This window comes from Mycobacterium triplex, assembly GCF_000689255.1.
GTDB classification, from domain to species: domain Bacteria; phylum Actinomycetota; class Actinomycetes; order Mycobacteriales; family Mycobacteriaceae; genus Mycobacterium; species Mycobacterium triplex.
On record NZ_HG964446.1, the window covers coordinates 205,441 to 222,299 of the forward strand.

Annotated in this window: 19 protein-coding genes and 1 tRNA gene; 8 read left to right on the forward strand and 12 right to left on the reverse strand. The window is 65.6% G+C overall.

The genetic code is table 11. The features are described 5' to 3' along the window. Positions 1-9: 9 nt before the first annotated feature. Positions 10-1,278: a sulfotransferase family protein gene (locus tag BN973_RS00900; protein ID WP_036465339.1), complete on the reverse strand. Its 1,269-nt coding sequence runs from the start codon at positions 1,276-1,278 to the stop codon at positions 10-12. 50 nt (positions 1,279-1,328) lie between these two features. Here BN973_RS00900 and BN973_RS00905 point away from each other — a divergent pair, with 50 nt between their 5' ends. Next, on the forward strand, positions 1,329-2,228 hold the full coding sequence (locus BN973_RS00905) for an IclR family transcriptional regulator (RefSeq protein ID WP_036465340.1): 900 nt from the start codon (positions 1,329-1,331) through the stop codon (positions 2,226-2,228). Here the strand turns inward: BN973_RS00905 and BN973_RS00910 are convergent. Beyond that, the gene (locus tag BN973_RS00910; protein WP_036465341.1) at positions 2,218-2,604 is read right to left on the reverse strand and encodes a DUF2237 family protein; all 387 of its coding nucleotides are present in this window, start codon (positions 2,602-2,604) and stop codon (positions 2,218-2,220) included. The genes BN973_RS00905 and BN973_RS00910 overlap by 11 nt on opposite strands. A gap of 306 nt (positions 2,605-2,910) precedes the next feature. Between BN973_RS00910 and BN973_RS00915 the strand changes: the two genes are divergently transcribed. The 3 genes from BN973_RS00915 (at position 2,911) to BN973_RS00925 (ending at position 5,843) form a co-directional block, all read left to right on the forward strand. Next, complete coding sequence (locus BN973_RS00915; protein ID WP_036465342.1) at positions 2,911-3,372, forward strand: TM2 domain-containing protein; 462 nt, start codon at positions 2,911-2,913, stop codon at positions 3,370-3,372. A gap of 95 nt (positions 3,373-3,467) precedes the next feature. Beyond that, the gene (locus tag BN973_RS00920; protein WP_036465343.1) at positions 3,468-4,598 is read left to right on the forward strand and encodes a glycoside hydrolase 5 family protein; all 1,131 of its coding nucleotides are present in this window, start codon (positions 3,468-3,470) and stop codon (positions 4,596-4,598) included. A gap of 144 nt (positions 4,599-4,742) precedes the next feature. Then, a complete protein-coding gene (locus BN973_RS00925; protein WP_139830081.1) occupies positions 4,743-5,843 on the forward strand; it encodes a glycosyltransferase in 1,101 nt (366 codons plus the stop codon). Positions 5,844-5,911: 68 nt separating this feature from the next. Here the strand turns inward: BN973_RS00925 and BN973_RS00930 are convergent, their stop codons facing one another. Genes BN973_RS00930 through BN973_RS00955 form a run of 6 tightly spaced genes read right to left on the reverse strand, consistent with a single transcriptional unit; the run spans position 5,912 to position 10,941 of the window. Continuing rightward, positions 5,912-7,003 (reverse strand): Rieske 2Fe-2S domain-containing protein, encoded by a 1,092-nt coding sequence (locus BN973_RS00930; RefSeq protein WP_051641519.1) that lies wholly within the window; start codon positions 7,001-7,003, stop codon positions 5,912-5,914. A 60-nt stretch (positions 7,004-7,063) separates the two neighbouring features. Beyond that, the gene (locus tag BN973_RS00935; protein WP_036465345.1) at positions 7,064-8,167 is read right to left on the reverse strand and encodes a nitronate monooxygenase; all 1,104 of its coding nucleotides are present in this window, start codon (positions 8,165-8,167) and stop codon (positions 7,064-7,066) included. Positions 8,168-8,187: 20 nt separating this feature from the next. Further along, on the reverse strand, positions 8,188-9,036 hold the full coding sequence (locus tag BN973_RS00940; protein WP_407067551.1) for an enoyl-CoA hydratase/isomerase family protein: 849 nt from the start codon (positions 9,034-9,036) through the stop codon (positions 8,188-8,190). Further along, complete coding sequence (locus tag BN973_RS00945; RefSeq protein WP_169718176.1) at positions 9,033-9,470, reverse strand: nuclear transport factor 2 family protein; 438 nt, start codon at positions 9,468-9,470, stop codon at positions 9,033-9,035. The genes BN973_RS00940 and BN973_RS00945 overlap by 4 nt, the downstream gene beginning before the upstream one ends. Positions 9,471-9,481: 11 nt before the next feature. Beyond that, positions 9,482-10,255 carry an SDR family NAD(P)-dependent oxidoreductase gene (locus BN973_RS00950; protein ID WP_036465347.1) on the reverse strand — a complete coding sequence of 258 codons (774 nt, stop codon included), beginning with the start codon at positions 10,253-10,255 and terminating at the stop codon, positions 9,482-9,484. A gap of 50 nt (positions 10,256-10,305) precedes the next feature. Beyond that, entirely contained in the window at positions 10,306-10,941 is a 636-nt protein-coding gene (locus BN973_RS00955) for a TetR/AcrR family transcriptional regulator (protein WP_051641056.1), read from the reverse strand. 88 nt (positions 10,942-11,029) lie between these two features. On the opposite strand from BN973_RS00955, the gene BN973_RS00960 reads away from it, so the two are divergent. Next, complete coding sequence (locus tag BN973_RS00960; protein ID WP_036471893.1) at positions 11,030-11,596, forward strand: isomerase; 567 nt, start codon at positions 11,030-11,032, stop codon at positions 11,594-11,596. Between the two features lie 19 nt (positions 11,597-11,615). On the opposite strand, the gene BN973_RS00965 is transcribed toward BN973_RS00960, so the two are convergent. Continuing rightward, positions 11,616-12,689, reverse strand: coding sequence for a GGDEF domain-containing protein (locus BN973_RS00965; protein WP_036465349.1), 1,074 nt, complete (start codon positions 12,687-12,689; stop codon positions 11,616-11,618). Between the two features lie 74 nt (positions 12,690-12,763). Here BN973_RS00965 and BN973_RS00970 point away from each other — a divergent pair, with 74 nt between their 5' ends. The 3 genes from BN973_RS00970 to BN973_RS00980 all read left to right on the forward strand — a co-directional run bounded on the left by BN973_RS00970 (position 12,764) and on the right by BN973_RS00980 (position 15,667). Next, positions 12,764-13,534 (forward strand): TetR/AcrR family transcriptional regulator, encoded by a 771-nt coding sequence (locus tag BN973_RS00970; RefSeq protein ID WP_232232005.1) that lies wholly within the window; start codon positions 12,764-12,766, stop codon positions 13,532-13,534. 105 nt (positions 13,535-13,639) lie between these two features. Beyond that, on the forward strand, positions 13,640-14,398 hold the full coding sequence (locus BN973_RS00975; protein ID WP_036471894.1) for an alpha/beta fold hydrolase: 759 nt from the start codon (positions 13,640-13,642) through the stop codon (positions 14,396-14,398). 30 nt (positions 14,399-14,428) lie between these two features. Beyond that, positions 14,429-15,667, forward strand: a complete 1,239-nt coding sequence (locus BN973_RS00980) for an MCE family protein (protein WP_414098498.1) — start codon at positions 14,429-14,431, stop codon at positions 15,665-15,667. A 40-nt stretch (positions 15,668-15,707) separates the two neighbouring features. Here BN973_RS00980 and BN973_RS00985 read toward each other — a convergent pair. From BN973_RS00985 to BN973_RS00995, 3 genes are all read right to left on the reverse strand, one after another. Further along, positions 15,708-15,797, reverse strand: a tRNA-Ser gene (locus BN973_RS00985). 29 nt (positions 15,798-15,826) lie between these two features. Beyond that, the gene (locus BN973_RS00990; RefSeq protein WP_139830020.1) at positions 15,827-16,285 is read right to left on the reverse strand and encodes a nucleoside deaminase; all 459 of its coding nucleotides are present in this window, start codon (positions 16,283-16,285) and stop codon (positions 15,827-15,829) included. Beyond that, entirely contained in the window at positions 16,282-16,803 is a 522-nt protein-coding gene (locus tag BN973_RS00995) for a tRNA adenosine deaminase-associated protein (RefSeq protein WP_036465352.1), read from the reverse strand. The genes BN973_RS00990 and BN973_RS00995 overlap by 4 nt, the downstream gene beginning before the upstream one ends. Positions 16,804-16,859 lie beyond the last annotated feature (56 nt).

Here is a 16,859-nt window from a genome sequence, read left to right on the forward strand (position 1 = left end):
CGATGCTCCTCATTCGGGGCGGACGTCGAACCGATCGAAGTAGAAGTCGAACCGCCCACGCAGTTCCTCGGCCGAGATGCCGAAGTGCCGTTGCAGGTCGTAGCGGATTCGACCGTGCTTACCGCGCGGATTGCCGTCGAGGTATTGCTGAAACCGGTTGCGCACCTTCGGCGTCAATTCGACCCCGCCGCGCCGGTAAAGCTGGTCGAGCAACGGTAATTCGTTGCCGTTGAGTTGGTGGAAGTTCACGTCGATGCTGCGCTCGGGCGGCACCAGCTCGCGGTCACGCACGCACGCGCTGAGCAGCCGGTGCACCCGGTCGGTCCAGTAATCCAGCAGCCACCCCGGATCGATGGTGGTCCGGCGCAGTCGATCGGAGTAGGCCATCATCGTGATCGCCGACTGCACGACCGCCACGGGATCGCGGTGCGTGAAAGCCACGGTCGCATCGGGAAAGGTCGCCATCAGCGGGCCGAGCTGCTCGCAATGCTGGGGACTCTTTAGGATCCAGGTCCGCGGGCCGCGCAGAAAAGTCAGCGCCTGCAAGACCTTCTTCAGGTACGCGTAATGCCGTGTTTGGTCGAGCGCGAGGTAATAATCGCGCCAATCCGGCACGCGGGCATGCCATTCCAGGACGTAGCCGGCGAGGTCGAGATCGAGGAGTTCGACCTCCTCCTCGATCGCCTCGGGAAAGCGGTCGTGCATAGCGGCCACCACGGGCGCACTGACCATCAGGGCGTCGTGTTCGGCCTTGGCGCGCGCGTAGCGCGGATCGACCCCGAAGATGTCGGGGCCTTCCCCGCGCGCGGGGATCGGCTCCTGGCTCTCCCAATACGGCAATGCGCGCCGGCGCGGGTCCGCGGCAATGAGATTCACCAGATGGGTGGTGCCGGATCGCGGCATTCCGACGACGATGAAGGGCTTCTCGATCCGAATCGATTCGATCTCGGGGTAGCGCTTGATGAGCTCGGTGAGCGACAACCGGTTTCGCAGCAGGCGGACCACGCGCTGCCGCAAGGTCGAACGAGTGAGCTGCCGCAAGCCGCCGTCGGCTTCGATCGCACCGACGTGCGCGATCAGCCGGTCCGCGAAACCGTCCGTGTCGTCCAGGTCGTCGGCGCCGGCTTGCTCGACGGCCTCCGCGAGCATCCGGCCGATGTCGAATTCGACCCGTTTGGCCTCGGTGAATTCCAGAATTTGTTGCTGGACCTCGGTCAGCCGCGGCGATGTCAGGTCGTCGAAGTCGATATCAGCGATGTCGGGGCCCGCAGAGCCCATGCGACCGCCTCCTCGACCGAGTGTCGAATATTCGACGTATCATTCGAAATATGATACGGACGGTAGACGCGGTGCAGACGCCTCGTCAACCCACTTCCCCACCGACCGAGCGCGTGGTCGCGATCATGCGGCTGCTCGGCTCGCAACCCACGCGCGCCTTCTCCCTCGCGGAGATCACCCGCGAGCTGGGCATCAGCCGGGCCACCGGGCATGCGATCCTGACGACCCTGGCCGCCCACCATTGGGTGGTGCGTGACAACGCGACGGCCGCTTACTCCTGGGGGCCGGGCATCGCGTCGCTGGCCAAGCCGGCCGGCGACCGAGTCTTTCATGGGATTTTGCAGCAGCTCGCCGAATCGACAGCGGCACAGGCGTTTCTGGCGCGACGCGAGGGCAATGCCGTCGTGGTGCTGGACAGTGCCGGTGAATCCGCCTCCGGGATGCGCATCGACCGTGGACTGCGCATGCCGCTGGTCGCGCCGTTCGGCCGCGATTACATCGCCTGGAGCCCGCCTTCCGCGCAACGCGCCTGGCTCGAGGGCATCGGCAAGCCGTCGGCCGCGCTGTCACGGCGAATCACCGCGGTACTCGGCGAGATTCGAGAACGTGGTTATACCGTCGAACGCCTCAGCCGCGAATACCTGCAGGTTTACACGGCACTGCGCGCACTGCGCGGCGACGGAGAACCCGACGCGATCACCGCGCACCTGGCGCGGGCGTTCGCCGACCTGACGGTGATCGACGTGCTGGACAGCGAGCTCGCCGAAAACGAGACGCACAGCATCGCCACCATTTCCGCGCCGATCTTCGACGACGACGGGGTGGTCACGATGTCGATCAGCGCCGCACCGTTCACCGACCTGAGCGCGGCCGACGTCGCGCGGCTCCGTGAGCAGGTGTGCGCCGCGGCGCGAAGGATCGAACCGCAGCTCGCGAACCCTACAAGTTAGCCAGGTCGTCGGGAACGTCGACTTGGTGTTCCATCAGCGCCTCGAGCGGCACGACCTCGAGGGTGCGTTCGTGGGTGCACGCCAGCACCACGGGCGCGGCGCAGCCATCTCGATGAGCCCGCAGCCAATTCATGGCGGTCACACACCACCGGTCACCGGGCAGCAGGCCCGGAAAGCGGTATTCGGGTACGGGAGTCAGCAAGTCGTTGCCGATGGAACGCTGGTGCTCGAGAAAATCTGCGGTCATCACCGCGCAGATCGTGTGCCGGCCGACGTCCTCGGGTCCGCTCGAGCAACAGCCATCGCGGTAGTAACCGGTGAGGGGTTCGGTGCCACACGGTTGCAGTGGGCCGCCGAGCACGTTGCGATCGGACATCTCGTTAGTATCGCGCCGTCGGGGCCGAAGTTAGAAGAGACAGCACCGACTGGATCCAGCGAATGTGCCGCGCGTGTATCGCACTGCCGACGATCCGCGTGCCGACGACGGCCACCGCCGGGTCGAAGGACATGGACTGCATCGCCGCACTCCTGGGGTCGGCAAAAAGATATCGCATGCAATAGTAGCGATAGGAAATTGTTTGGGTCTACACAAGTACCGCCGTGCTGGCTGGTTGCTCGCTTTTGGGTGCACCACGCCCGCGGCGAATGGACTCACCCGCCCCGGCAGGGTTAACTCAGCGCAATGTCGACGCCGAACCCACCCGGTTTCCCCGCGGGCCCGCCGCCCGAGGGTTGGCAGCGGCCGGGCTACGTGCCGCCCCGAGACCCGGCGCCGTCGGGGTACCCGCCGCCCGGCTATCCACCTGCGCAGCCGTATCCCGGCTATGCCGGGTATCCCGGAGTTGACCCCCAAGCGCCGTTCGGGCGCGATCCCGCCACGGGTGTTCCGCTGTCGGACAAGTCCGGTACCACGGCGGGGCTGTTGCAGCTGTTCTTCGGCGTGTTCGGCGTCGGCCGCTTCTATATCGACTCGACCCAGATCGCGGTCGCGCAGCTGCTGCTCGGTCTCGTCGGACTCGTCTTCACCCTGTTCTGCTTCATCGCAGCACCACTCCTGCTCGGCAGCATCGTCTGGGCCATCGTCGACGCGATCATGATGTTCACCGGCAGTGTGAAAGACAATTACGGCCGCAGGTTGCGCTAGTCCCAGATCACGATCAGGTCACAATTGCCACCCTCAAATCATTGCGATCGGCGCGTCGAACCTCCTGCGGGACAAGGGAAATCTAGTGTCACTTCGTGAACCGCCGAACGGCCATGAAGTTGCCTCTGGTGCTGGCAGCTGGCGCGGCATTGACCCAGATGCCGCGTGCTTCTGCTGAAGCGACCCGGTGGTCGACTGAACGCGCCAATGCCTGGTATCGCGCGCAGGGTTGGCTTGTCGGCGCGAACTACATCCCGTCGACCGCGATCAACCAGCTGGAGATGTTTCAGCCGGGAACGTTTGACCCGCAACGCATTGACGGCGAATTGGGCGTGGCCCGCGCACTCGGGTTCAACACCATGCGCGTCTTCCTGCACGACCAGTTGTGGGCGACCGACCGGCAGGGCTTCCAGAGCCGGCTGGCCCAGTTCGTCGGAATCGCGTCGCGCCATAGCATTAAGCCGCTCTTCGTCTTGTTCGACTCCTGTTGGGACCCGCTTCCCAAGGCCGGAGCGCAGCACGCGCCGGTGCCGGGAGTACACAACTCCGGCTGGGTGCAGAGTCCGGGTGCCGAACGCCTCGGCGACCCCCGCTACGTCCCGGTTATGCAGGACTACGTCACCGGCGTGTTGAGCCAGTTCCGCAATGACGACCGGGTTTTGGGTTGGGACCTGTGGAACGAGCCAGACAATCCCGCGAAGGAATATCGCAAGGTCGAGCGCGCCGACAAGCTGCAGCATGTCGCCGACCTGCTTCCCCAGGTGTTCCGGTGGGCGCGGGCGGTCGATCCGGCTCAACCGCTGACGAGCGGTGTGTGGCAGGGGGCGTGGGGAGACCGGGGAAGCCGCAGCACGATCAGCGCAATTCAGCTCGACAGCGCCGACGTGATCACCTTCCACAACTACGGCAGACCCGCCGAGTTCGAATCGAAGATCAACGAACTGGCGCCGATGGGCCGCCCGATCCTGTGCACCGAGTACATGGCCCGGTCCCAGGGCAGCACCATCGAAACGATCTTGCCAATCGCCAAGCGGCACAATGTCGGTGCGTTCAACTGGGGCTTCGTGGCCGGGAAAACCCAGACCTACTTTCCGTGGGACTCCTGGAATCACCCGTACACCGCACCGCCGAAACTGTGGTTCCACGACCTGCTGCTTCCCGACGGACGGCCCTATCGGCCGAATGAAATGCAGGCGGTTCGCGGGCTGACCGGCGGCCTGGGCTGAGCGCGTCCGACAGCAACGCCGGAACGCCAAGACGATAAGCCTAGGTAACAAAAACGAATTTCGCGTCCCGATAAGTCGTTCCCTACTGTGGTCCAGCCGACGCCCGGAACGTGAGGTCAGCCGATGCGAATACTCTTCAGTTGTGTGCCTGGATATGGGCACCTCATTCCGTTGTTGCCGCTTGCCCGAGCTTTCCGGGCGCGCGGACACCAGGTGGCCATCATGGTTTCGCGGGCCGAAGTATCGGTTGTGTCGGACGAAGATCTTCAGGTCCTGGTGGCCGGTGCGGACACTCCATCGGTGATTGCCGAGGTGATGCGACGCACCGGTGAAGACGTCAGGGGCGAGTGCTCTCGCGAAGCGGTGATCGAAGCGTTTACCAGCGCCAGAATCGATATGTCCGTTGATGACTCGCTCGCGGTGGCGAAAGCCTGGGGCCCAGATCTGGTGGTCCATGACCTGATGGACTACGTCGGGGCGTTTCTTGCCGCGGCCTGCGACGTGGAAAGGGTCTGCCACACCTTCGGCGCGGATGTGTCGGCGGATTTCGTCCGGGCCGCCGAGTTGCGCGCCGCCGCCGATTATCGGGCCCGCGGGGTGCGCTGGCGACGGGCCAGGTGGGTCGTCGACATATGCCCGCCCGACCTGCAAGTCGATGGATGGCAGGAGCCGCCAGGATGGGTACCCATGCGACCCGAGGCGTATCGGTCGCCCAGCGCGCCGCAATCCAAGACGCCAACACCGTTGGCTCGCAAGCCCGGGATCCTGGTGACATTCGGCACGATGTTCGGCGATCCTGCCGTACTCGATCCCATTCTCCGGGCATTGTCGGAGCACGATTTCTCGTTGCGAGTTACGCTCGGCCGCAACCAATCACGTGCCGACTTCACGGTCGACCGCAAATGCGTAAGCTTCGAAGAGTTCATGCCGTACCGCGAACTCCTCGAGGGTGTCGACGCCGTGGTGGCTCATGGCGGCGCGGGCAGCAATCTCGGCGCGCTGACCCACGGTATTCCGCTGGTGCTCGCACCTCAGGGTGCCGATCAACGCGGTCAAGCCGAGCGTGTCGCGGCTTCGGGCGCCGGAATTTGCATTCCACGCGACGAGTTCAGTCCACACCGAATTGCCCAGGCGGCAAACGAAATTCTGCGCAATCCGGGATACCGGGCCGCGGCCCGCAGGATTGCCGGGCAAATTGGCGACATGCCCGCACCCGACGATGTAGCGGCGCTGCTGGCGAACTAAGCCCCGCCGATGCCGCGGGCGCCTCCCGTGACCGCGGCCCGCGGGACATTCCTGGTCGAAGGACGAAGCTAGGACTGGGCGGCCGCGGCGAGGTTCTCGGCGACCTCGTGTTGCCAAAACCTGTTGGCGTGGTTGGTGTCTATCTCGATTTCGAAGCGGTCCGTCATCTCCGCGGTGACGTCGGCGGCGTCGACGTAGAACTGTTCGTACCAGCGCCGATGCTGATACACCGCGCCGTCCTCCTCGGTGAGCAACGGGTTTTCGATGCGTGTCTTGTGCTTCCAGATCTCGACGTCTTCGAGGAAGCCCTCGCCGAACGATCGGCTCATCGCGGCGGCGAGCTTGGCCGCCTTGTCCGCCGGCAGGCCGGGCAGTTCCTGAACGGCCACCCCCCACTGCAGCACGAACGAGTTGTGGGTGACCGGATAGTGGCAGTTGATCAGCGCCACTTCGATCGTGAAGTCCGGCGCCACGTCGTTGTGCAGCCAGTTGATCATGTAGGCGGGGCCGAAATACGTTGCCTCGGAGCGAAGCTTCGTTCCCTCCCACAGTTTTTCGTAGTTGTTCGTGGTATCGGGGCGGGCCTTCGACTCCATGATCTGGGTCGCGGTGTGGCCTTCGATGATGTTCTTGAAGAACGTCGGGTACGCGTGGTGGATGTAGAAGAAGTGGGCCATGTCGACGTTGTTGTCGACGATCTCGCGGCAGTGTGACCCTTCGATGAGGATCGAGTTCCACGACCACGGCGACCATTGCCCTTCGGCGTACCCGTCGATGGTCGGCGGGAAGAGCTCCGGTGCCGGCGTCGACCCCTCGGGGTCGTGCCAGACGAGCAGTTGGCCATTGACCTCGCCGGTGGGCCAGCGCCGCGTCCGCGCCAACCGGGGCGTGCGCTTGGCGTAGGGCACCAGCGAGCAGCGCCCGGTCGAGCCTTGCCAGCGCCAGTCGTGAAACGGGCAGGCTATCGAATCACCCTTGACCGTACCCTGGGACAGGTCGCCACCCATGTGGCGGCAGTACGCGTCGAGGACATGCACATCGCCATCGGAGTCGGCGAACACCACCAGTCGAGTGCCGAATGCGTTGACCGCGTGTGGATTTCCGTCGCGGAAGTCCTCTGCCAGGCCGATGCAGTGCCAGCCGCGAGCAAAGCGCGTCATGGGTGCACCGGTGTCGATGTCCCGGACGTCGTTGTCGATGTCGACCACAGCGATTCCTCCTCAGTCGTCTTCCGCCAGACGCCGCACGGTGGCCAGCCACTCCTCGACGATGTCGAGGACCACCTCCCGCGAGCGCCGCACCTTGTTGATCGACCCGACGATCTGACCCGCCGGGGAGCCCGACAACGCGCTCGACCGCGCCCGCATGAACCGTGCGGAAGCATCGGCATAGATGATGCCTTGCAACGGCATTGGCAAAGGTTCCGGGTTGTCGGGGCCGTCCCAGGCCTCGGTCCATTCGGTGCGGATCTGCCTGGCCGGCTTGCCGGTCATCGCGCGCGACCGCACCGTGTCGGAGTACCCGGCCTTCAAGAGGTTCTCGACGACCCACGGTTCGGTCGACGCCTCGGCGACCGTCAGCCACAGCGATCCAGTCCAAGCGCCCTGCGCCCCCAGAGCCATCGCGGCCGCCATCTGTCGACCGTTCCCGATGCCCCCCGCAGCCAGCACGGGGATGTCGGGTCCGACCTCGTCGACGACCGCGGGCACCAGCACCATCGTGGAGATCTCGCCGGTGTGTCCGCCGGCCTCGCCGCCCTGGGCGATGATCACGTCCACGCCGGCGTCGACGTTGCGCCGGGCATGGCGCGGCGAGCCACTCAATGCGCCTACCAGGACGCCCTTTTCGTGTGCGGCCTCGACGGCGTACGCCGGTGGCGGGCCCAGCGCGTTGACGACCATCGACACCGGGTGACGAAGCGCGACCTCCACCTGGCCGGGCCCTTCCGCCTCGACCCCGAGACCCGCGGCGATCACCCGCCGCTCGGCGTCCTCCGGCAGCGGCGGCACGCCATGGTTACTCAGCACCTTTTCCATGTGTTCGGTGTGGGTGGCCGGGATCAGCTCGCGCAGCGCGTCCAGGCTGTAGGGCTCACCCTTGCCGACGAACTTCTCCGGCATCGCGAAGTCCACGCCGTACGGCCGGCCGCCGACGTGCTCGTCGATCCAGGACAGCTCGACCTCGAGGCGCTCGGCGTTGTAGGCCAGCGCGCCCAGTACGCCGTAGCCGCCGGCCTTGCTGACCTCGGCGACGACGTCGCGACAGTGCGAGAACGCGAATAGCGGGAACTCGATACCGAGTCGTTCACAGAGAGCGTTCGCCATGCTTTAGCGGCCTTCCTGAGTCACAGTGGATTCCAACGAGCTGTCCCTTCGTCGCGAAAGGCGGCGAACGAGTTGGCCAGATCCCCCGTGCCCGTGCACATCACCTGTGTCCGGTTTTCGATGTCGAGCGCGTGACGCAGACTCGGCGAGTCGACGGTCTGCCACATCGTTTCCTTGGTCATCCAGATCGCCAAGGGCGAGTTCTGGGCTATCTCACGGGCTTTCGCGACCGCGGTGTCGAGCAGGCTCGCGGCGTCGACGACTTCGAGGACCAGCCCGATGGCGACCGCTTCGGCCGCGCCGAAAACCCGTCCGGTGAGCATCAATTCGGCCGCGCGCGACGCTCCGACCAGCCGGGGCAGGAAATAACTGGTGCCCATGTCGCACGCCGACACCCCGTGCCGGATGAAAACCGCGCCGAACGTGGCCGATTCGACCGCGTACCGGATGTCACAGGCCAACGCCAGCGCGAAGCCACCACCCAACGCGAATCCGTTGACCGCGGCGATCACCGGGACCCGCAGCCGGTGGATCTTCTCGAAGGCCGACGCCATCAGCTCCTGCGCGGCCATCGTGACAGCGACGGTCGAGGTGGCCGCGGAGCGCAGCTGGGCGTACGGGACACCCGCGGTGTCGGACAAATCGTCCGGCTGCGACCTCAGGTCGGCGCCCGCGCAGAACGAGACGCCTTGGCCCGTCACCACGATCGCGCGCAGCGCGGGATCACCGTTCAACGTGTCCAGCAGGCGATGCAGTTCGACGAGAGTCTGTGAGTCCAAGGCATTTCGGCGCTGCGGACGATTGATCGTCAGGATCGCGATCGCATCGTCGTCTAACCGCTCGACGGTGATCGCCGTATCGGTGCTCACGCGCTTGCCCCGTCCGCGGCGAACCCGGCGACCATTGCGGCCGACACCATGGGGTTGTCGAACTCCCGCCACAGCGTGATCTTGCCGTCGCGGAACTCGAACACGCCGATGTAGTCGTTCCGGTACACGACGGGCTTGTCACGACCCAGCGCGTCGCCGCGGTAGCGCGCCACCAACATGTTCGGGTCGAGCAGGTCGTAGATGTCGGTGAGTGTGATCGTGAATTTTCCGAACATGCCGAACATCGAACCGAGCAGGGTGCGGATGCCGTCCATGCCGGAGTCGGGAACCGCTTCCTCGTAAGGTAATTCGAACCGAACACCGTCATGGAGCTCGGCGACGACGGCGTCGAGGTCGAGCGCGCCGATGCCGTCCATCGCCCGCCGGAGTGTTTGCTTGTTGGCTTCGCGCGTTGCGCCGTCTGTGCCGGTCATGATTGCCATTCCTACCTGGCGACCATTCCACCGTCGGCGATGATGGTCTGCCCCGTGATGAAACTGCCTGCGTCAGAAAGCAACAACAGCGCGGGAGGCACCATTTCGGCAGGGTCGGCGATCCGCTTGAGCAGCGCGGCTGCCTTCATCACCTCGATGAACTCCGGCGGGTTGGCCCGCGCCATGTCGGTGTCGACCGAGCCGGGCGCCAGGGCATTGACGCGAATGCCTTGCGCTGCGAACGCCGCGGCCATGGAGCGGGTGAACGAGACCATCGCGGCCTTGGCCGCCGAATACATCGATGTCGCAGGCGAATAGATGAAGGCCCCGGCAGAGACGATGTTGAGGATCGAGGCGTGCCCGCTGTTGCGCAGGTGCGGCAACGCCGCCTGGATCAGGAACACCGGGCCTTGCAGATTGACGGAGAACGACTTCGACCACGCTTCCGGGGTGAACTCGCCGAGCGGCAGCGACAGGGCGTTGGCGGCGTTGTTGACCACCATGTCGATCCCCCCGAATGCCGCGGCGGTGGCCTCGACGAGTCGACCGATGGCGTCCAGGTCGCCCAGATGAGTGGGGACGCCGACGGCCCGGCCGCCGCCCAGCGCCTGCAGCTTGTCCGCCGCCGCCGCACACGCGTCGGCCTTTCGGCTGGCGACAACCACATTGGCGCCGCACTCGACCAATCCCTCGGCGATGGCCAGCCCGATGCCGCGCGTGCCGCCGGTGACGATGGCGGTGCGCCCGGTGAGGTCGAAGCGTGCGCGCAGCGAGTCAGTGGTCAAGGTCGGCAGCCCTCCTCCGCAGCGCCATTACCTTACACAATGTAAGGAAACTATTGCTGGAGCGTAATGCCATGGGCGATCAATGACTTCAGGTGCGCGATCAGTTCGGCCTCGCCGAGCGCCTTGTTCACCGAGGTGTGCAGCGTGACCGCGCCACGCACGGTGTCCATCAGCGCGCTCCCGTCGACCTCGGACCGCACCAGGCCCTCGGTTTTTCCGCGTTCGATCAGTCGGACCCACAGCGCCCGGATCGGGGCCATGTACCGCGCTTCGACCTGTTCGACCAGGTCCGGTCGGCTGTAGAGCACGGTCGCGACGCCCGGCATGCCGGCCAGATAGGCGGGATCCGATTGGACGCGGACCATGCCGGTGATCAGGCTGGTCAGCGCGTCGGCGAAGGGGAGTTCGTCGATGGCCGGAAGCTCGCCGGGGACGGAAAAAATGGCGTCCTCGACCAGCGCGAACTTGCTGCCCCAGTGTTCGTAGACGAAGGGGCGCGACACCCCGGCATGGCGGGCGACGCCGGCCAGCGTGATCTCCTCGTAGCCGCTGGCGATCAACAGTTCCCGGGTGGCGGCGATGACGGCCGCGCGACGCTGCATGTCGCGCGGACGGCCCCGGGCGGCGTCATCGGCTTTCGCGTCGGACGCGTCCGGGCGCTCTTGTGCTGCGCGGCCCGGCGTCATCGTCGAACCATACCCAGTCAGCTCTGGTCGTGGCGGCCGAGCGCTGCTAGTTTCGCGGCGGGTGCTCGGTGTGTGAAGGGACGTGCTGATGCCGTACAAAATCGATCCGGATGCGCTGCACAACATCGCCAAACAAGTCGTCGGCCTGCCGCTCGAGGATGGCGAATTGATCACGCGGGCCGTCGAATTGCTCGCCGACGAATACCCCGGCCTGGTCGATCCGACGCCGGGCCGATGGGTGGGCAGTAAGGCCGGCGGGATCCTCGGCAAGGTCCGCTTTCTCTACTTCAGCCCCCGCGAGTACATCGTGATCTTCGGTTCTCCCACTGGCACTCAAGGCTTTTCGGGCCGCTACAAGCATGTGGACATCCACAAGTTCCTGTTGGCCGGGCGCATCGACTCCTACGATCTCGAGAGCGACGATACGACAGCCATGACGCTGATGCCCGGTGAACACACCTGCCTCGAGCGGGGCCGCGCACGGGGCCTGACCATTCACCCCGGCTCATGGCACATCGAGTACGGCCGCGGGGCCGTGGCGACCACACTGCCGTTCGCGATGGTGGACACGTTGTTGGTGTCACTGGAGTTCGAATCCGTGCGCCGGTCGACGGTCGAATTCACCAAGCTGGTCGCCCGGCGATTTCGTCGTTGATCCGGGCGGGAGTGACCGTTCAGACGACGAGCGCGTGGTGGTGAGTTTGGTTGCCCCCACGCCGTTTGGCTTCATACATCGCATTGTCGGCATGGGCGACCAACTGGCGAAACGCCGGGTCGGCGTCGTCGGTGCCCATGCCGCGCAGCGTCAGAGCGGCGATTCCGACGCTTGCGGTCACGGGGGCGTTGATCGCGGCCACGGCATCGCAGAGGTGTCGCCCCCAGTCGGGCTTCTGTTCTGCCGTCACGATGTCGGCAATCAAGAATTCCTCGCCGCCGACGCGGCCGATGATCGCGGTGTCGCTGCAGGCGGCGTTCAGTGCCCCGGCCACCGCGACGAGCGCTTCATCGCCGGCGGCATGTCCATGGGTGTCGTTGAGCTTCTTGAACCGGTCCAGATCGATCATCGCCACCATCAAAAACATGTGGTGGGCACCGAGAACCATCCGCCCCACCACGGCGCGATCGCAGGCCCGCCGATTCAGCAGGCCGGTCAATGGGTCGCAGTTGGCGCGCAACAGATCCACCCAGAGTGCGCGCACGACGATCTGGATGGCCAACGGTACGACCACGTTGAGTTCCAGCACCAGAAAATAGCCGGAGAAGGCCAGGACCGCGTTCCCCGCAGCAGCCACACGCACCGCTTCCCAGGCCGCGATTGCGCAGGCCAGGGCAAAGTTGAGCGCCATGTACTTGGCGGTGTGGAAGAACGCGAGGTAGCCGCCGGGAACCGCCAGCGCCGAACATGCCATCAGCGCGACCAGCGGCACGGGTTGCCACAAGCAGCCGATCGAGATGATGACGGTGCCGGTCAAGATAAAGAAAAGGGACTGGCGCCGCGTGGGCCATCCGCGCAGCCAGAGTATCGCCATACCCAGTCCGATCACGGCGGCCAGCACGGAATACGCCAGCGCCGCGGGCCGAAACAACGGGGCCGGGCCCAACCACTCGTTCGCGGGGACCAGCACCAACGAGGCGGCAACCCCCGCCATCAGCTTGCGGGTCTTCGAACCCAGCCCGTGGGATTGCAAATAGCCTGTCAGCCAATCGAAATGGTGGTCCTGCCCCCACCACGTCGTCAGCCACGTCATCGGTCTGCCCCTCCCGCACTCATTTACCCACGAACTACGCCCGCGACTATTGAGTGAGTTGGGTCACAGTAAATATGATCACGGCCCGCAAATATCTCGAATCGCCGAGAAAGGCGGGGTCGATAGCCCGTGGCTTCCTGGCAGCAGGCAATTACCTGCGATTTCTCGTCGGCACCCCTTTTGACCTGAGTTACACTGCCCGCGTTGCTATGAAGCGCAAAGCTGATGTCGAGGGGCGCCGCCGCGTTCTGTGTGATGCCGCGATCCAAATCCTTGCCGACGAAGGGGCCAAGGGGCTCACGCACCGGAAGGTGGAGCAACGGGCAGGGCTGCCCGACGGCACGACGTCATCGTATTTCCGCACCCGTTCGGCGTTGCTCCGCGCGACGGCCGAGCGGGTGGCCGAACTGGACGCCATCGATTTCGAAGAAGTCGTGCAGCGTTGCGCCCAGGCTGAGACCAAGACGACCGACACGACTTTGTCGGTGCTCGCCGAAATGGTGATGCGCTCGGCGGCCGGACCTGCCCTGGATCGGTCGCGCGCGCGTTACGAATTGGCGCTGCACGCGCACCGAGATGAGGTGCTGCACAGCGCCCTCCAGGATGTGACGACGGGTTTCGTAGCGCTGAGCGAACGAGCCGTCACGCAACTGCAACCCGGCCCTGTCGATCGGGCTCTGGTGGAGAAACAGGCCCGCGCGATCACGACCTTCATCAACGGCGTGAGCTTCCGGCAGGTATTTGGACATCCGGGCGTGGAGAGTGCCGAGGAACTCACTCAGCTGCTGCACGCGCTGGTCGCCGGAGTTGCCGCTTCCCACCACGTGCACAACGGCCAGCTCTGACCCATCCCCCCGCAGGCTAGGTCGAGTTTTCTACAAACGTAGGATTTGTCTCCTACATTTGTAGAAATCGTGTTAGCGTCTGGGCTCATGGGTGAGGCAGGCTCGATGCGTTTCGTCCTCGTGCACGGCGGCTTTCACGCGGCATGGTGCTGGGAGCGAACCATCCCCGAACTGAACCGCCTCGGGCACGACGCGGTCGCGGTCGACATTCCCGGCCACGGCGCGCGTCTTCACGAGGAATCCACGCTTGCCAACCGGCGCGACGCCATCGTCGAGGTGCTACGGCCAGGAGACGTCCTGGTCGGGCACTCCGGAGGCGGTTTCGACATCACCTTGGCCGCCGATGCTGCCACTGACCTTGTCGCCCACACCATTTACTTGGCGGCCGCCCTGCCTCGTGAGGGCCGAACCTATCCCGAGGCAATGGCGATGCGCGATTCCGAAGACGGCTCCTTTGACGCCGATGTCGGAGAAATGTTGTCCTACTTGAATTTTGACGAGGACGGCGCCATGAGCTTCGCCACCTTCGAAGGCGCGTGGCAATACTTCTACCACGACTGCGACGAGCAAACCGCGCGCTGGGCGTTTCAGCGCTTGTGCCCGGAACGGTTCGGCGACACTACGACCACGCCGGTATCGGTGCCTCGTTTCTGGGAAGCCGATCTGCCCCGCAGTTACATCCGTTGCCTACAGGACCGTTCGAAACCACGGTGGCTATCCGACGTCGTGGCCACCCGCCTGGGTGTCGACCCGCTCACGATCGACTCCTCGCATTCACCCTTTCTGAGCCGGCCCGCCGAACTCGCCGAACTGCTCGTCCACGCGACCACCACCCGACCGGTCGCTTCACTAACCCCGCGGTAGTCGCACGGGAAAGGAGTGTCGGTGACGCTGCTGGTCTCGCTGTCGAGCGCCGAGCGCGTCGGCCGAGTTGCGGTGCGGCGGGGGTGCGCCCTCGGCTGCAGCGTGGTGTTGTCGGTAGCGGGATGCGGCTTCCAGGGCGTGAATTCGTTGCCGTTGCCCGGTGCGGTGGGGCGTGGGCCGGGGGCGAATATCTATCACGTCGAGTTGCCGAATGTTGGGACGATGGAGTCGAATTCGCCGGTGATGGTCGACGACGTCGTGGTCGGCAGTGTCGGTGAGATGCGGGTGCAGGGCTGGCATGCCGACGTCGAGATCTCGGTCAAGCGCGATGTCGTCGTGCCGGCCAATGTGGTGGCCACCGTCGGTCAGACCAGCCTGCTGGGCTCGATGCATGTGGAGCTCAATACGCCGCTGGGCCAGTCGGGCAGCGGTCGGCTGCAGCCCGGGGCCACGATTCCGTTGAGCCGGTCGACGGCGTATCCGTCGACCGAGCAGACGTTGTCGTCGTTGGGCGCGGTCGTCAACGGCGGCGGGCTGGGGCAGATCGGGGAGGTCATCCACAACTTCTCGACCGCGCTGTCGGGGCACGCGGGTGCCGCGCGGGATCTGCTCAACCGCCTGGACACGTTCGTGGGGACGCTGGATCAGCAGCGCGACAACATCGTTGAGTCCATTCAGGCGCTCAACCGGCTGTCGGGCACCTTCGCGGCCCAGCGTGATGTGTTGACCGAGGCGCTGCACAAGATTCCGCCGGCTCTTGAGGTGTTGATCAAGGAGCGCCCGCGATTGACGGAGGCCCTGGATCACCTGCGCGCGTTCAGCAATACCGCGAATCGGTTGGTCAACGACGCCCAGGAGGACCTGATTCGGAACCTCAAGAACTTGGAGCCGGCCCTCAAAGCGCTCGCCGATGTGGGACCCGAGCTCGGGATGGCGGTGGCGGCGCTGTTCTTGTTCCCCTTCAACCAGAACTTCGTCGACCGCGCCGTACGCGGCGACTACTTCAACATCACTGCCGATCTGGACCTGACGATTCCACGACTCAAGCGCGGACTGATGTTGGGGACCCACTGGGGGCAGCCGGACATGCCCATACCGCCGGCGCCCGGGACCCCGTCTCGCATGAATTACACCCTCGATCCGCTGCATGACCCCCTGCGGCCACCGTGGGTCGACCCCAATGCGCTGCCGCTGCCCGCGCCGCCACCGGGATTCGGCCCGCTGCCCGGACCCCCGCCGGCCACGGCTCCAGCGGATGGTGGCGGATAGACGAAATAGAGCTTCACCTGCGGTTTCCCGCGGGACGCTGTGGCGGTGGCGGAGGGATTTGAACCCTCGGACGGTGTTAGCCGTCACACGCTTTCGAGGCGTGCTCCTTAGGCCGCTCGGACACGCCACCGCCGAGCAGCTTACCCAACCAGCGCCCGCTCACCCCAATCGCTGACGGGCGAAGAACTCCTCCAGCGGCGCGGCGCACTCGGTGGCGAGCACACCGCCGCGCACCTCGGGGCGGTGATTGAGCCGGCGGTCGCGGACCACATCCCACAGCGATCCGACCGCCCCGGTCTTTGGTTCCCACGCGCCGAACACCAGCCGCGCGACGCGCGCCAGCACCAGAGCACCCGCACACATCGTGCAGGGTTCGACGGTGACCGCCAGCGTGGCGCCCTCCAGGCGCCACCCGTCACCCAGCACGTTCGCCGCCGCGCGGATCGCCAAGACTTCCGCGTGCGCGGTCGGATCACCAAGTGCCTCACGGGCATTCACCGCGCGGGCGAGTTCGGTTCCGTCGGCCGCGACAATCACCGCACCGATCGGCACGTCGCGGGGGCCCGCCGTCGCGGCGGCCGCCAGCGCGGCCCGGATCAGCTCCTCGTCCGAAATCACCGACCGAGACGGTCGATCACCGCCGACAGCTGGTCGGCAAAGCCCATCTCGCGTGCGATGCGGCCCAACTGCTCGTCGGCGTACAGGTCGGACTCGTCGAGGATGACGCCGAGGACCGCCTCGGGCAGGCCGATGTCGGACAGCAACCCGAGGTCGCCTTCTTCGAACGGCTCCGAGTCCTCGAGGTCCTCGGGATCGATGTCGGCGTCCAGGTTGTCCAAAACCTCGGCGGCGATGTCATAGTCCAATGCCGCCGTGGCATCCGACAGCAACAGCCGAGTTCCCGATGGTGCCGGCCGGACGATCACAAAGAACTCGTCGTCGATGTCGAGAAGCCCAAAGACCGCTCCCGCGCTGCGTAGTTCACGCAGCTCTGTCTCGGCGGCGGCCAGACTCGTCAGCGAATTGGGTGCCATCACCGAACACCGCCACTGGCCCTCTTCGCGTACGACGGCGACGCCAAAGCCGTCCGGTGTATCCACGGACGGGCCTTGCGTTGCGGCCCGCTCTCGTCCCATGGGCGCCTACGCTAGTCGCTGACCAGGCGGCTTGACCAGACAGCGCAAGCCTCCGG